General features: G+C 43.9%; 10 protein-coding genes. 3 read left to right on the top strand and 7 right to left on the bottom strand.

What is annotated here, in order from left to right; genetic code table 11:
* Positions 1-30: 30 nt before the first annotated feature.
* Entirely contained in the window at positions 31-1,935 is a 1,905-nt protein-coding gene (locus ABQ275_RS06635) for a DNA topoisomerase IV subunit B (RefSeq protein WP_349317490.1), read from the bottom strand.
* A gap of 339 nt (positions 1,936-2,274) precedes the next feature.
* Here ABQ275_RS06635 and ABQ275_RS06630 point away from each other — a divergent pair, with 339 nt between their 5' ends.
* On the top strand, positions 2,275-2,424 hold the full coding sequence (locus ABQ275_RS06630; RefSeq protein ID WP_349317489.1) for a hypothetical protein: 150 nt from the start codon (positions 2,275-2,277) through the stop codon (positions 2,422-2,424).
* A gap of 383 nt (positions 2,425-2,807) precedes the next feature.
* On the opposite strand, the gene ABQ275_RS06625 is transcribed toward ABQ275_RS06630, so the two are convergent.
* Complete coding sequence (locus ABQ275_RS06625) at positions 2,808-3,476, bottom strand: response regulator transcription factor (RefSeq protein ID WP_349317488.1); 669 nt, start codon at positions 3,474-3,476, stop codon at positions 2,808-2,810.
* 47 nt (positions 3,477-3,523) lie between these two features.
* Entirely contained in the window at positions 3,524-6,595 is a 3,072-nt protein-coding gene (locus ABQ275_RS06620; RefSeq protein WP_349317487.1) for a triple tyrosine motif-containing protein, read from the bottom strand.
* Between the two features lie 179 nt (positions 6,596-6,774).
* On the opposite strand from ABQ275_RS06620, the gene ABQ275_RS06615 reads away from it, so the two are divergent.
* A complete protein-coding gene (locus ABQ275_RS06615; RefSeq protein ID WP_349317486.1) occupies positions 6,775-7,866 on the top strand; it encodes a YCF48-related protein in 1,092 nt (363 codons plus the stop codon).
* A 314-nt stretch (positions 7,867-8,180) separates the two neighbouring features.
* A complete protein-coding gene (locus ABQ275_RS06610) occupies positions 8,181-10,583 on the top strand; it encodes a glycoside hydrolase family 31 protein (protein ID WP_349317485.1) in 2,403 nt (800 codons plus the stop codon).
* A 430-nt stretch (positions 10,584-11,013) separates the two neighbouring features.
* Here the strand turns inward: ABQ275_RS06610 and ABQ275_RS06605 are convergent, their stop codons facing one another.
* From ABQ275_RS06605 to glgB, 4 genes are all read right to left on the bottom strand, one after another.
* A complete protein-coding gene (locus ABQ275_RS06605) occupies positions 11,014-11,169 on the bottom strand; it encodes a hypothetical protein (protein WP_349317484.1) in 156 nt (51 codons plus the stop codon).
* Between the two features lie 168 nt (positions 11,170-11,337).
* Positions 11,338-11,934: a hypothetical protein gene (locus ABQ275_RS06600; protein ID WP_349317483.1), complete on the bottom strand. Its 597-nt coding sequence runs from the start codon at positions 11,932-11,934 to the stop codon at positions 11,338-11,340.
* A 106-nt stretch (positions 11,935-12,040) separates the two neighbouring features.
* Positions 12,041-12,952, bottom strand: a complete 912-nt coding sequence (locus tag ABQ275_RS06595; protein WP_349317482.1) for a DUF4382 domain-containing protein — start codon at positions 12,950-12,952, stop codon at positions 12,041-12,043.
* Between the two features lie 320 nt (positions 12,953-13,272).
* Positions 13,273-15,210, bottom strand: coding sequence for a 1,4-alpha-glucan branching protein GlgB (gene glgB / locus ABQ275_RS06590; protein WP_349317481.1), 1,938 nt, complete (start codon positions 15,208-15,210; stop codon positions 13,273-13,275).
* Positions 15,211-15,284: the final 74 nt, after the last annotated feature.

Here is a 15,284-nt window from a genome sequence, read left to right as displayed (position 1 = left end):
TTAGTTACGTATTACGGATTTGTAATTGATTTATACTTCTTCAATCAGATCCTTTTCATACCGCAGGTTATTAATAATAAACTCCTGACGGGTCTGGGTATTTTTACCCATATAATATTCCAGCAATTTCTGGATATGAACCTCTTTTGATAAAATGATCGGTTCTATACGGATGTCGTCACCGATAAAACGTCCGAACTCATCGGGAGAAATTTCTCCCAATCCTTTAAAGCGGGTGATCTCCGGCTTATTACCCAGTTTCCTGACTGCTTTCTGTTTTTCTTCTTCTGTATAGCAGTAAATAGTTTGCTGCTTGTTACGTACGCGGAACAGCGGTGTTTCCAGGATGTATACGTGACCATTCTTCACCAGGTCAGGAAAAAACTGCAGGAAGAACGTCAGTAATAACAGGCGGATGTGCATCCCGTCCACATCGGCATCGGTGGCCACCACAATGTTATTGTAGCGCAGTCCTTCCAGGCTCTCTTCAATGTTCAGGGCGTGTTGCAACAGGTTAAATTCCTCGTTCTCGTATACGATCTTTTTGGTCAGACCGTAACTATTCAGCGGTTTACCCCGCAGACTGAATACTGCCTGAGTCTCCACGTTGCGCGACTTGGTAATGGAACCACTTGCAGAGTCACCTTCCGTAATGAAGATGGTTGTTTCCAAACGGCGTGCTTCCTGTTCTACTTTATCCTTACCGGTAAATTCATCGGTCAGGTGAAAACGACAGTCACGCAGTTTACGGTTATGCAGGTTGGCTTTCTTTGCTCTTTCATTGGCCAGCTTTTTAATACCAGCCAGTTCTTTACGTTCACGCTCACTTTGTTCGATCCGCTTTTTCAGTGCGTCAGCAATAGTGGGATTGCGGTGCAGGTAATCATCGAGGTGTTTGGCCAGGAAGTCCAGTACAAATGCTTTTACAGAAGGGCCGCCATCATGAACGATGAGAGAGCCCAGCTTTGTTTTTGTCTGCGATTCAAAAACCGGTTCCTGTACCCTGATAGATATAGCTGCGCAGATAGATGCCCGGATGTCTGTGGCTTCGTAGTCTTTCTTATAAAAATCACGTACCGTTTTCACAAATGCCTCGCGGAAAGCCGCCAGGTGCGTACCACCCTGTGTGGTATGCTGCCCGTTTACGAACGAATAATATTCTTCCCCATACTGACTTTCATGCGTGATAGCTACTTCTATATCCTCTCCTTTCAGGTGGATAATGGGGTAGCGCAGTTCTTCCTCATTGGTTTTGCGTTGCAGCAGATCCAGCAGCCCGTTTTTGGAGATATACTTTTTCCCGTTGAAACTAACCGTAAGACCTGCATTGAGGAAGCAATAATTCCATATCTGGTTTTCCAGGAATTCCGGAATGTAGCGGTAGTTTTTAAAAACCGTGTCATCCGGTATAAAGGTCACCAGGGTGCCATTAGGTTCCGTTGTAGCCGTTTCTTTGTGTTCCTTGAGCAGTATGCCCCGTTCAAACTCAGCCACCTTCATACGCCCATCACGAACGGATTGTACCCGGAAGTAGCTGGACAATGCATTGACCGCCTTGGTACCCACGCCGTTCAATCCTACTGACTTCTGAAAAGCCTTGCTATCGTATTTGGCGCCGGTATTTATTTTACTTACTACGTCCACCACTTTCCCCAGGGGAATGCCGCGGCCGAAATCCCGGATGGTGACATTGTGTTCAGTTACTTTAATATCCACCTGTTTACCGAATCCCATCGTGTGCTCATCGATACAGTTATCAGTCACCTCTTTCAATAGTATATAGATACCATCGTCCATACTGGAACCATCTCCCAGTTTACCTATATACATACCAGGCCGGAGGCGGATATGCTCCCGCCAGTCCAGCGACCGTATGGAGTCTTCCGTATAGGAAGCAAATAGATCCTTGTTATCCGTTTTTTCCGTGTTTGCCATAATATATTAAAGTTTCCTAAATATTTATATTCGTTGGGTCAATCATTATTCTGCAAGGATACTAAATCTTTTAGCAAAATCAGATTATGGGCAAAAATAAAGGATTCAGTGAATCATCCCAAGTATAAGTTATGCACTATGCTTAACTTATTACCCATCAATTAATTAAAGCTTAAAAAAAATGTATGTTGGAGAGATGCTGATCACTTTTTTAAGACCTGGATATTTTTTCAAAAGATATGTAGAATAAATAGCATTTAAAATACACGCTATATTAAAGAATTCATTATATTTACAAAAGACAACGATTTCATCAGTATCCTAACCTATGTCCCTATTATGAAAACACTATGCCTTATCGTGCTAATGGTGATGCTTGTTGCCGCACTCATAGCTACTTATTTTATCCGTAAAGAACAGGAACAAAGTATTGGAAAGAAATTCCTGCAACTCCTCAAGAAATTTGATTCGTGGCAGATGATGCGTTAAGCAACGGTATCACAAACATCTTATAAAATCCCTGACACCTGAAACGGAACTATCCGGGTTCTCATCAATATCATCAGCAAATAATCAGCAGTATGGCCGTGGTCATGGGGGAATATGATGTCCGATTCAACAGATTTATTTATTAATGTATTAATCCCTATCCTATGAAAACTGGCTTTTTATTCAAACTGGCTTGCCTCCTGATTGCTGCAATGGTATTGTCCGTACACCTTATTAAAAGAACATACCAACACCAAGATTAACACCAGGATTAAAAGATTAAAGGATTTTGCCTGATGGGTGTTTTGTTGTTTGAAAATTTTCAAATACTAAAAACAACAAAACACCCATCAGGCAAAATCCTTTAATCTTTTAATCCTGGTCTATCGGTTGTAATATTTATTTACCGCGTCTGTTCTGCTGCGTACATGCAGCTTTTCATAGATATTATGCACATGCCTTCTCACTGTTTCAATACTGATAAACAGGTTGCTGGCAATCTCCTTGTATAAGTAGCCTTTCGACAACTGATCCAGGATTTCTTTTTCACGCGTGGTTAATGCTTCGAGCGCCGGATTAGGCTTTGCCTGTTTCTGGAAAAAAGCAACTACCCTTCTCGCGATCTGAGAACTCATCGGAGAACCGCCTTCGTGTAAATCACGGATAGCTTCCAGCAATTCACCAGGGGAAGTTTTCTTCAGAATATAGCCACTCGCACCTGCTTCCAATGCCATGAAAATTTTGTCGTCATCTTCATATACCGTGAGCATCATAAATTGCATGTCCTGGTATTCCGATTTCAACCGCGCAATACATTCAATACCATTCATACCACCAGGGAGATTGAAATCCATCAGCACTACGTTTGGTAATAAATGAGGGATTTGTTCCAGGGCGGTTTCTCCATTATTGAAAGTACCGACACAGGCGTATCCGTCAGAACCATTAATCAGCAATTCCATAGCCGTGCGAATATCATGGTTGTCTTCTACTATCGCAATAGAAATGATGTCCATGTTATCCTGGGACTTTTTCTTTGAGTATACCGTCATGTTTATAGGAATTATAACACTTATATGTTACTTAAAACAAAAGTATGTTAATTAAGTGGGATATCGAGAAAAACTATTGTACCATTATTCGATGAAATGTCAGCATTACCGCCCACTGCCAGCATTCTTTTCTGAATATTTTTCAAACCATTTCCGAACAACCGAACCTTCTCCTGGTCAAATCCTTTCCCATTGTCTTTGATCATTATCGTCATGTTTTTATGCATTTTCACTTCTATAATTACTTCCGTTGCCCTGGCGTGTTTCATCACATTATGCAACGACTCTTTTACTGCCAGGTAAATGTTTCTGCGTGTACCGCCACTGAGTTTTATATCCGGAATAGCATCCGGAATAAAGAACTGATGTGTAATATGTGCATGCTCTAAAAAGTCGGCCGCAAAACTTCTCATATAGGCGATCAGGTTAGCCAGGGAATCATTGGAAGAATTCATCGCCCAGATGATTTCACTCATCTTGTCAATCATCTCTCCTGCTGTTTCTGAAATCCGCTCTATCTCCTTTGTTTGCGAAGTATCCGGAATTTTTCTTTTGGCAATTTCACTGAGTAAACGGATCGTAGATAATCCCGATCCCAGGTCATCATGCATATCGCTGGAAATACGCGCCCGCTCCTGATCTACTGCCTGCTCTTTTTCCAGCTTCAGTTTCTCATGACGGATCTTGTAATCCAGGTATAAGGTAGAAAAATAATAGGCAATTCCCAGCAACAGTAACAATAATAAAAAACGGAACCACAACGACTGCCAGAAAGGTATCCTGATCAGGATGTCCAGCGAAGTAGGCGTGGTGTTCCACGTATCATCATTATTCGATGCCTTTACTTTAAAGGTATAGCTACCCGGATGCAGATTTGTATAGCGCGCCATCCTGAATGCACCCGCTTCCACCCAGTCTTCATCAGCGCCTTCCAGTTTATACTGCACCTTGTTTTTCAACGGATTGGTATACTCCAGCGGCACAAATTCTATCGCAATCGTATTCTGATTATACGGGAGCTCTACCCGCTTCAGCAAAGAAATGGCCGTATCTGATTCATACGGTTTATCCAGCACTTCCATCCGGCGGATAATCACTTTGGAGTAGAAAGGATTTTTGCGGAAATTTTTTGGATAAAAACCATTCACACCGCGTATACCGCCAAAAAACAATTCACCATCAATCGATTTATAATAGGCGCCGGTATTGAACTCGTTGTACTGTAAACCATCTTCATAATTAAAAGTAGTGATCTCGTTTGTTACCGGATTAATCTGTGTTAATCCTTTGTTGTGGCTCACCCAGATCCTGTCTTTATCATCCAGCAATACGCCATACATATAATCATTGATCAGTTTCGGATAGTCGTAACTGTTATAGTGTACTTTGATATGCTCCTGTGCATCAAAAATATAAAGTCCTTTATTGGTTGCTACCAGCAACTCTTTATGGGGATTTTTATTGATGGCTTTTACCGATGTACCATCGGGTAAATCCACATACTTCCAGCGGGAACCGGAGGCATGTTTTATATACAACGCAGATTTCGTACCCACGTACTGGTTACCCATATAATCTTCGTAATAGCAGGTCAGCAATTCATCCTTGAAATCGTGTACCACCGCTACTTCATACCCGGTGCGGGTATCATCAAAAAGCAGCAGGTAACGTCCGTAGTTGAAATATAACTCTCCATTGGTACGTTTAAACAGGAAAGGGAACGGGTCTGTTTGCGGTGGTAAACCCAATGCCTTTACCTTTCCAGTCAGATCACGGAATGCTTTTGTCTGCACATTGAATAACCCGATATGCATGCCGGCAAAGTGCAGCCACAGATGATCCGAATTTTCGCGGCAGATAGCGCCCAGGTCATTCCCCGGAAATTTGCCCGGATATAATTCATTTGAAATACGCTCCAGGAATTTACCTCCGTCTGCATAAATATTTAATCCATCGCGCATCAGACCTACATACAACTTGCCGTCGTCATGTTTGTATACAGCCTGCACCATGTTATGTGTAATGTATGGAGAGCGGTAAAGATTGAATACTTTTTTATGGGGAGAATATTTTTTGAGTCCGTCACCATCCGTGCCTACCCACATGTTATCGGAGCCATCGCGGTACAACTGGCTCACCAGATTGAAAGAGCGGGTTTCAAAAGTATTGAAACTAACAATATGCCGGATAATTTCATTGCGCGCAATACTGTATACCAATACACCGTCTGTACCACCGATCCAGGCATTGCCTTCGTGATCTATTTCCAGTACATTGGGACGAAAAGGATCTCCCCATTCATTCTTCACATCATAAGCAAGGTCACTGAATTTATTCCTGCGCTTGTTAAAGATGGTAATATGTCCGGGGCTTACAATGATCATGGAATCTGCATTCAGGTTACGCATCACCGGCTGCTCATCTACACCTGGCAGACAATAAGTCTGTAAACGAAGCGTTTTGGTATTCAATGCCAGCAATTCTCCCGGCTCTCCACTCATCCAGATGGTGTTGCCATCCTTCATAACAGCCGACGGCACCATGCCGCGCTGCTGAAACTGTGGTGGATACATGATGATACGCCTGATGGCATAGGTAACATTATCCAATACGTATATTCCTTTCCGTGGGCGCCAGATCCACATGGAATTAGTGGCGGTGTCCTCTCCCAGTATCCGGAACTTCACATTACTATCACGCTCCCCGGCATTTACATTGGAAGTATCCAATAACAGGCTACGGAAATTATTGCGGTATTTATCATAAATACTGATGCCGTTGTTATGCGTCAGCAACAGCTGATGATGACTATCCTTATAAAAAGAAAAACCTTTGTAACCTTTCAGATCAAAACGGTTGATCACCGCCCTGTTGCCATTGGTACCACGGGCAACCAGTTCTCCCTTTCCTTCTCCCGCTTTAAACAGTGAGCTGGGTTTATAACGGTATTCATTAAAGGTATAGCCATCAAAACGATTAACCCCGTCGCGGGTGGCAATCCACATAAATCCCTGGTCGTCCTGTGTGATATCGAATACGGTGCTTTGAGAAAGGCCCTCATTTACGCTGTAACTGTCGAAAATATATGGTTTATCCTGGGCATAAGATATAGTGCCCAAAAGGACCCATAGGCTTAGCAGGATAAATATTTTCAATTTACGGGATAGAAGCACTCTAATAATATTATTGACAGTTAGCTGGTTTAGGCTGTTTTGCAAATATATACTTCTGCTTCACACTTTGTAGCTATTTTGCAATTTTCTTGCAGCTAACACATTGCAAATAAACATTATAACTCATGATTAAACCGTCCGTATATACTTCAGATACTTCACAGTGGACTATTACAGCCCATGCGGGGTTTTGCGGGTTTCCGGCAATAATTATTATTTGTTTTAATATTATTAGCTGTTTCCTGCCGGTACAGGCACAAAACAAGGTGGGAAACTATCATATAAAAATCGTATCCCCCGACCCTCCCCTGAAAAGTATCAGAGGGATCAGTGCCGTAACGGATGATATTGTGTGGGTATCCGGCACCGGTGGTAAAGTAGGCAAAAGTACAGATGGTGGCAATAACTGGCAATGGATGCAGGTAAGCGCCTGTGATAGTTGCGATTGGCGCTCTATCTATGCCTTTGATGATAAAAAGGCATTGGTACTCAATGCCGGCGAGCCGGCACGGCTCTTTCTCACAACAGATGGCGGCAGCTCCTGGCAGCAGGTTTTTTCCGATACCACAAAAGGGATCTTCTTCGACGCCATGGATTTTTTTAATGATAAAGAAGGCATCGCCATCGGCGATCCGTTGCAGAATAAATTCACGATCATCCGCACACACGATGGCGGCCAATCCTGGCAACACGACCGCCCCACCCTTTTGCCGGCCGCCATTCCCGGAGAAGCCCTTTTCGCCGCCAGCGGCACCAGCCTGATCACACTACCCGGCAACAAAGTATATTTTGGTACCGGCGGCACCGTATCACGCCTCTTCCAATCGGGCCAGCAATGGAAGGCCGTCACCATACCCGTCATACAGGGAAAAAGCACCACCGGCACCTTCTCCATTGCCTTCCTGGATGCCAACAATGGCATTGCCGTTGGCGGCGACTATCAAAATGATACCCTCCGGCAGGGCAACTGCATGCTGACCAATAACGGCGGCCGAAGCTGGTTTGCTCCCAGTACCGCTCCAGGCGGATATAAGTCGGGAGTAGCCTATATTACACCGCAGTTACTGATTGCTACCGGCACCTCCGGCACAGACATTTCAAATAATGGTGGCAGGGACTGGCACCGCATCGGTGACGGATTTAATGTAGTTCGCCGCGCAAGAAATGGGAAAAGAGTGTTTTTAGCAGGAAAAAATATCGGACTTTTGACGGACTGAAATAAACAAAATGGATAAATTGAATATGTTATTTTTTGTTTCCGTCTTTGATCATCATTCAATTGATAAATCATGGTCAAAAAAAGGTGCTCCTGGAAAGGCGCACCACGTAAATAGGTTAAAGCAAAAAGTACATTTATTACTATCAAGTTAATGACTAATAAATTCATAATGCTGATTTTTTTGTCAACACGGTGATTTAAACAGTAAACGCGGTGATATCAGCATCAAACGCAAAACAATATAACTACTCTGATTTTTTATGTAATTTAAGTCCACGGTAACGCATTACCAGGCATTCAGAAAAAGAGATTATGCAAGTTGAAACCTCGTCAAGCAAATACGGCGCAAAACACTATCCCGATACGATACGGGAATGGAAAAAAGAAGGAAATTATTTTTGCTTTTATACAACAGAAACCATCCTGGAAGTAAGGGTGGTCGCAGACAAGATCATCCGGTTCAGGTACGCTGCCGAAGGCTCTTTCCAACGTGATTTTTCTTACGCAACCAGCGACACATTTGAAGAAGCGCCGATTACTTTCGGCATAAAAGAATGGGAAGAAACTTTTGAAATATATACAGATGTACTGAAAGTATTTATTGCCAGAGACAACCTCCGCATCACGATCAGCGACAAAGAAGGCCGCGTGATCAACCAGGATGAGATGGGCTATCACTGGCAGCATTACCTCCAAAAAGGTGGCAAAATTGTGTACTGTAGCAAGCTCGTCCAGGAAGGCGAGTGCTTTTACGGACTGGGCGATAAGCCCACAGAACTCAACCTGCGCGGCAAACGCCTGGAAAACTACGGCACGGATGCCTACGGTTATCAGAAAGATACGGACCCGCTTTACCGCAACATCCCTTTTTATTACGGGCTGCACAGCGGTATCGGTTACGGTATCTTCTTCGATAACACCTTCCGCACCATCTTTGATTTCGGAAATGAAAGAGAAGATGCGTGCAGCTTCTGGGCCCGTGGCGGTGAAATGAATTACTATTTTATCTACGGACCCGAACTGCTGGATGTGGCAGCTTCCTACACAAGAATAACCGGTACTCCTGAACTCCCACCCCTGTGGGCTTTGGGCTATCATCAGTGCCGCTGGAGCTACTATCCCGACACAAGGGTCAAGGAAGTGGCGGCAGAATTCCGCAAAAGGCAGATTCCCTGCGATGTAATCTATCTCGACATAGATTACATGGAAGGCTTCCGTTGCTTCACCTGGAATAAAGAATGGTTTCCCGATCCTGTCGGGTTGATAAAAGAACTGGCCTCCCAGGGTTTCAAAGTAGTGGTGATCATTGATCCGGGTATCAAGGTAGATGCCGATTATGCCATCTACCAGGAAGGCGTTAAGAATAATTATTTCTGTAAACGTGCGGATGGCGCGCTGATGGAAGGCGATGTATGGCCGGGCAAATGCGTATTCCCGGACTATACCAATCCTGTCGTGCGGGAATGGTGGAGTACCCTGTTTAAAAGTCTCGCTGAGGTAGGTGTACGCGGCGTATGGAATGATATGAACGAACCTGCTGTATTTGAAATGGGCTCCTTTCCGGAAGATGTACGGCATGATTACGATGGCGAAGAAGTGAGTCATCGTAAAGCACATAATATTTATGGCCACCTGATGAGCAAGGCAACGGCTGCCGGTATGAAAAAATACCTGCTGCCCAACAGGCCGTTCGTTATTACGCGCTCCTGCTATGCCGGTGCGCAGCGTTGGTCTTCCGTATGGACGGGCGACAATGTTTCCAGCTGGGAACATCTGTGGCTAGCCACCGTACAGTGCCAGCGTTTGGCAGTGTCGGGAATTTCCTTTACCGGCAGCGATATTGGTGGTTTCATTGGAGAACCTGATGGAGAGCTGTATACCCGCTGGATTCAGCTGGCTACTTTCCATCCGTTGATGCGTACGCACTCTGCCAGCAATGAAACCGGCTTCAACCAGGAGCCCTGGAGTTTTGGTCCTGAATATGAAAAAGTAGTAACCCGGTTCATCTCCCTCAGATACCAGTTGCTGCCTTATCTATATACCACTTTCTGGCAATATGCCACCAATGGCACGCCTATGCTACGGCCACTGGCTTTTGTAGCGCAGCATGATGCCGCCACCTATAACTGTACCCATGAGTTTATGTTTGGTGATGCCTTGTTGATCAGTCATGTCAGCGAGGAAGGCATGAAAGAAAAATCATTGTACCTGCCTGCGGGCGACTGGTACTATTTCTGGAACGATCAGACATATGCAGGTGCACAACAGGTTACCGTACCTACACCACTGGAAGAAATGCCGCTGTTTGTAAAGGCCGGTGCAGTAGTGCCCAGGTTTCCTGAAATGCAGTATACCCAGCAAACACCCGTTACAGAAATGCTTCTGCATGTGTATTATGGAGAAGAAGTAATGAAAAGTACCTTGTATGAAGATGCCGGTGACCATTATGGTTATAAAAACGGGCAATACAATGTGATCTCCTTTAAACAGGCATCCACACCGGAACAGTTTCTGTTGAAAAAGAAATGCTACATCAACTATGAGGCTACGTATGAAAACCATCGTATTATTTTACATGGTCTTCCGTTCCAGGCGGTATCCGTAGTAGTTGATGGTACAAGCACCGTACTGACCAGTGAAAATTTCTCCGCAGATAATACCATTTCATTTGTGGTACCGCGCGGATTTGAAGAGATCACAATAAAGAAAGGTTAAAATATTATTTTTTGATGTTTGATTTTAAAAAAATTAATGGAGATAAAAATCCGGGCAAAGCGTGCATCCCGACTACTTTTTTAATCCTGAGATCCTGGTAAAAAAGGGCTTCAGATAGAAATCTGGCGCCTGGGTTCTTAACCTATGCCAACTATAGAGATGATAAAAGTAACTTGTAAAGTTCGTTGCACAAAATAGCGAAAGGGGTAAAACGAAGAATGAACAAAATGAACAGGATCGTTCACGCCGGAGGAATGGGAAACACAGCAGGGCAAAGCATCTTACGCCCCTTCATTAATGTGTTGTAACAACTAATACGTATATACGAAAATAAAAGACCGGGTGATAGCCCGGTCTTTTATTTTAATGTACAACCAATAACACACACGAGGTGCAATCAGCTTTATTGTACCCGTATATTTATCAATAATCAGTAAAAAATAGAAAGGAAGAAGATAGACATCAATGCACAAAAAACGAAGAATATAAATATTGCGCGGAACAGGATTTCCATTTTGTCCGTAGTATATTCAATGCCATTAAGTTCATGTTGGTTCTCCCCATGGTTCATTATCAGGTTCTTCATACAAACAAATTAAAAGGATTATACAATAAAAATGTATCGTGAGCTACGGGAGCCGGTATGATCACATCCTCTTTTATGAAAGTACAAAAAAAAAGCTGGAATGGACAAGTCTTTTTGTTCATTTTAGCTTTTATTCCTGTTCATTTTTATTTGCGTTGATTATCAGGGTTATCCCTTTTTTTTGTGCTTACCGGTATGCTCATGCGGCAACTGTAAAGGCGTTGGTTTCACTGCTGGCTGCGGCTCCGTGGTGGTATCCCCCAGCTCTTCCGCAGTAACGGTTGCTCCCCGGTTATAGTATTCCTTTACCATCTTCCCTGATTCTTCATCATACAATTTCCACACCCCATTACGAACGGAATTTCCTTTGCGGATGATCTCCGTGGGAGTTTCTACATCCGTAACCGGATCAATGATCATAATGGTATCCCGTTGTCCTTCAATTTCTGTTGAAATAAATGCGCCTTCTTCACTCTTCTTTCCATCGGGGAAATAATATTTACAATACCCATCCAGTACATTATTCTTAAAAGTTTCCTCGGCTATTAAATTGCCGATCAGAGAAGTTTTCTTCCACACCCCTTCCTTACGGTCGTTTTTGTAAACACCTTCCCAGGTATAACCCGGCTCTCCCCTGAGTTCCGCCACCTGTTCTATCCAATACCCCTGCTTGCGCTGTTGCGCATCCCGCTGGTTATTTTTTGTCTGCCCTATCCCTGTTACGATGATCAATTGCAACAGGATACATAAAAACAGTTTTTGCATATTTTTCGCTTTGTACACAAGTTAGATATTTTAAGTATGTATTGTACATAAAACAGCCGGTGCTTTTTACAAAACCACCGGCTGCCTGTTATAAAACCCTGCGTTACTATTTATGTAATCTGATATCGTCCAGCTTCGTATCCTTACCCCTTTTCACTTCTACGCCGGTAATAGTGGTGTCTTTGTAGCCGTTGGATGCATTTACAAACACATCCCAGGTACCCACCTTCAATCCGCGTACTTTATATTCACCGCCTCTCCAGGGCAATGCATAAAGGGTGTCATTATTGCTGTTAAATACAGATATAACAGGGAAGGCATCTGCGGGTGTAACGCGACCAGACAGACTACCCATCTTCAGGATAGTGAATACATTGATGTAAGGTCTTAAAATAAATTTACCGTTCCAGGTTTTGATGATAGAACGTTGTACGTCGAAATCAAGCCACAGTTGCAGGTTATCAGCAGATACTTCATCCCATTCGCCGTGACGTACTCTCACAATAATTTTTGTTTGTCCGGATACAGACTTCAGGGGGTAAGTAATGGAATCCTTTACCAGTGAATTATTGTCGCCCACTGTAATACGGATCTGTTTAATACTGCCTTTGGGAATCAGTCCATTTGCTAACAGCGTATCCGCGCCATTACGCAGTGTCAGCAGGTCATACACACCCGGAGCAATGCTCAGGGAATCCCATACCTGGCAGGTGTCCTTTTGTTGACGGTCATTATCATGATCATCTTCACCCCAGCTACAACGATCACGGTCACTCCAGTTGTCATCATTTCCCGTGTCTCCACAGGTGTCCACCAGTATTTCTACCTTCCGGATATCCAGTAATACCTTATCAAAAAATCCGGGATCATCTGATAGAAAAAGACTTACTTTTTGTTGATTAGCCGGAATTGGCTGGTTAGAAGCGGATTGATCCTTTGAACAGGAATACAATCCCACTACAGCAAGTACAAAAAGCACCGCTGATATAAGCCCCGGCTTACGGAGAGCGTTTTTCATAAATCGATGGTTTTAAAAGACTAATTAAAAATATGGTTTGATTAGACTGGACCTCTGGTTGAATAATTGACGTATTATAATAAACGTCTGCATCTCTCCTCTTATTGCTATACAGCAGAGACGAGTTATAGACAGCGGAAATGCAGGAAGGTTTAAAGAAAAGGAGAAATTTGCCAGGATAAAATAAATGCTTTGCTACAATGGCTCCAGGAAGGAGTAATATTGTTTTTAACCAAGGGAATATGATTCAGCATCCTCGTTCATCATCTATAAATGCTTTGCTGCGATCGGTCCCTACGGGACCGATCGCAGCAAAGCATTTACTTCACCAATCTCAGTATCGTAGCACCCAATGGTGGTAAACGTAGTGACAGACAATATTCCCTGCCATTGTAAAACTGTTTTGAGGCTTTCTGTAAGCCGGTATTGATCACGCCACTGCCGTAATATTTCGGGTGATCACTATTGAGCACTTCTTCCCAGTTACCGCCAACAGGCACACCTACCAGGTATTGCTCACGGGGAACAGGCGTCATATTTAATACAACCAGCAACATATCCCCTGGCGATTTCCCGCTCCTGGTATAGGCCAGCACACAATTATCGTAATCATTTACAGTAATCCACTCAAAGCCTTCTGCATCAAATTGTTGCTCATACAATGCGGTAGAGCTGGTATATAAGTGGTTTACATCTTTTACAAAATCCTGAAGACCCTTATGTGACGAATATTTCAGGAGATGCCATTCCAGTTCGCTCCGGTAGTTCCATTCACTTGTCTGCCCAAATTCACCTCCCATGAACAACAGCTTGGTGCCCGGATGTGTAAACATATAACTGTACATCAAACGCAGGTTGGCAAATTTTTGCCAGTCATCTCCCGGCATCTTATACAGCAAAGGCGATTTACCATGCACCACCTCATCATGACTGAGCGGTAGCATAAAGTTCTCTCCAAAAGCATATACAAGACTAAACGTAAGATCATTCTGATACCACTTGCGATGTATGGGGTCTTTCTTGAAATAATCCAGGGTGTCGTTCATCCAGCCCATCATCCATTTCATGCCGAAGCCCAGTCCGCCCATAAAAGTGGGCCGGGACACACCGTAATGATTGGTGGAGTCTTCAGCAATCGTTTGTACATCTGGAAACAGGGCATACACCGTTTCATTCATCTTCTTCAGGAAGCTGATCGCTTCCAGGTTTTCATTGCCACCCAGTTCGTTCGGTTCCCAGCCGCCTTTCTCCCGTGAATAATCCAGGTGGATCATCGAGGCCACCGCATCCACGCGGAGCGCATCAATATGAAATTTATCAAACCAGAAAATAGCATTGCTCAACAGGAAAGACCGTACCTCATTGCGTTTATAATTAAAAATATAGCTGTTCCAGTCAGGATGATAGCCTTTACGCATATCGGCATACTCGTAGGTATGGGAGCCATCAAACCGGAACAATCCATGTGCATCATACGGGAAATGTGAAGGTACCCAATCCAGGATCACACCAATTTCCGCGTGGTGAAAGGCTTCCACCATCTCCATAAAATCCTGTGGTGTACCATACCGCGATGTAGGCGCGTAATAACCGGTTTGCTGATACCCCCAGGAGCCATCAAAAGGGTGTTCTGTAATGGGCATCAGTTCCACATGTGTAAATCCCATCTCTTTTACGTAGGGAACCAGCATGTCCGCAATTTCCTTATAGGAGTAAAACAGCTCCGCCTCAGTGGGATCAGGCTTACGCCAGGAACCCAGGTGTACCTCGTATACGGAGAAAGGGCTTTCCAGGCTGTTGCGTGACTTACGGTGCCCCATCCACTTTTTGTCTTTCCAGGTGTGATCCAAGGGATGTACGATAGACGCCGTTTTGGGTCTTACTTCCCAGAAATTGGCATAAGGATCCCCCTTTTGCAGTTCCTCTCCGCTATTGGAGCGGATGAAATATTTATAAAGATTCCCTGCCTCTGCACCGGGAACAAAGCCCTCCCAGATGCCTGAATTATCCCAACGGGGAAACAAGGTATGACTGTAATGATCCCAGCTGTTAAAATCGCCCATAACGGCTACAAATGCGGCATTTGGCGCCCAAACTGCAAAGTAGGTGCCGGACACGCCTTCATATTCCAGGGTATGTGCACCAAATTTTTCGTATAGCCGGTAATGTGAGCCTGCCTGAAATAAGGCAATGTCACCGGAAGTAAAGAGTGAAAATGGTTCTACAGGCTGTGAAGGACGAATAATAACTCCGGTCATAGTAACGTGTGAATTGAATGTCTGGATTAACAAGATAGTTTAATTTTTGTGAATGAGCGGCTACCTGAGGGGTA

It is taken from the genome of Chitinophaga sp. MM2321 (assembly GCF_964033635.1).
Lineage (GTDB): Bacteria > Bacteroidota > Bacteroidia > Chitinophagales > Chitinophagaceae > Chitinophaga.
The sequence above is the reverse complement of the archived record's forward strand: the minus strand, read 5'-3'. Positions and strand labels throughout refer to the sequence as shown.

Coding starts and splice junctions, on each gene's coding strand:
- ABQ275_RS06605 (WP_349317484.1), bottom strand. CDS start 11,169: ATGAAGAACCTGATAATGAACCATGGGGAGAACCAACATGAACTTAAT.
- ABQ275_RS06610 (WP_349317485.1), top strand. CDS start 8,181: ATGCAAGTTGAAACCTCGTCAAGCAAATACGGCGCAAAACACTATCCC.
- ABQ275_RS06615 (WP_349317486.1), top strand. CDS start 6,775: ATGATTAAACCGTCCGTATATACTTCAGATACTTCACAGTGGACTATT.
- ABQ275_RS06625 (WP_349317488.1), bottom strand. CDS start 3,476: ATGACGGTATACTCAAAGAAAAAGTCCCAGGATAACATGGACATCATT.
- ABQ275_RS06635 (WP_349317490.1), bottom strand. CDS start 1,935: ATGGCAAACACGGAAAAAACGGATAACAAGGATCTATTTGCTTCCTAT.
- ABQ275_RS06595 (WP_349317482.1), bottom strand. CDS start 12,952: ATGAAAAACGCTCTCCGTAAGCCGGGGCTTATATCAGCGGTGCTTTTT.
- glgB (WP_349317481.1), bottom strand. CDS start 15,210: ATGACCGGAGTTATTATTCGTCCTTCACAGCCTGTAGAACCATTTTCA.
- ABQ275_RS06600 (WP_349317483.1), bottom strand. CDS start 11,934: ATGCAAAAACTGTTTTTATGTATCCTGTTGCAATTGATCATCGTAACA.
- ABQ275_RS06630 (WP_349317489.1), top strand. CDS start 2,275: ATGAAAACACTATGCCTTATCGTGCTAATGGTGATGCTTGTTGCCGCA.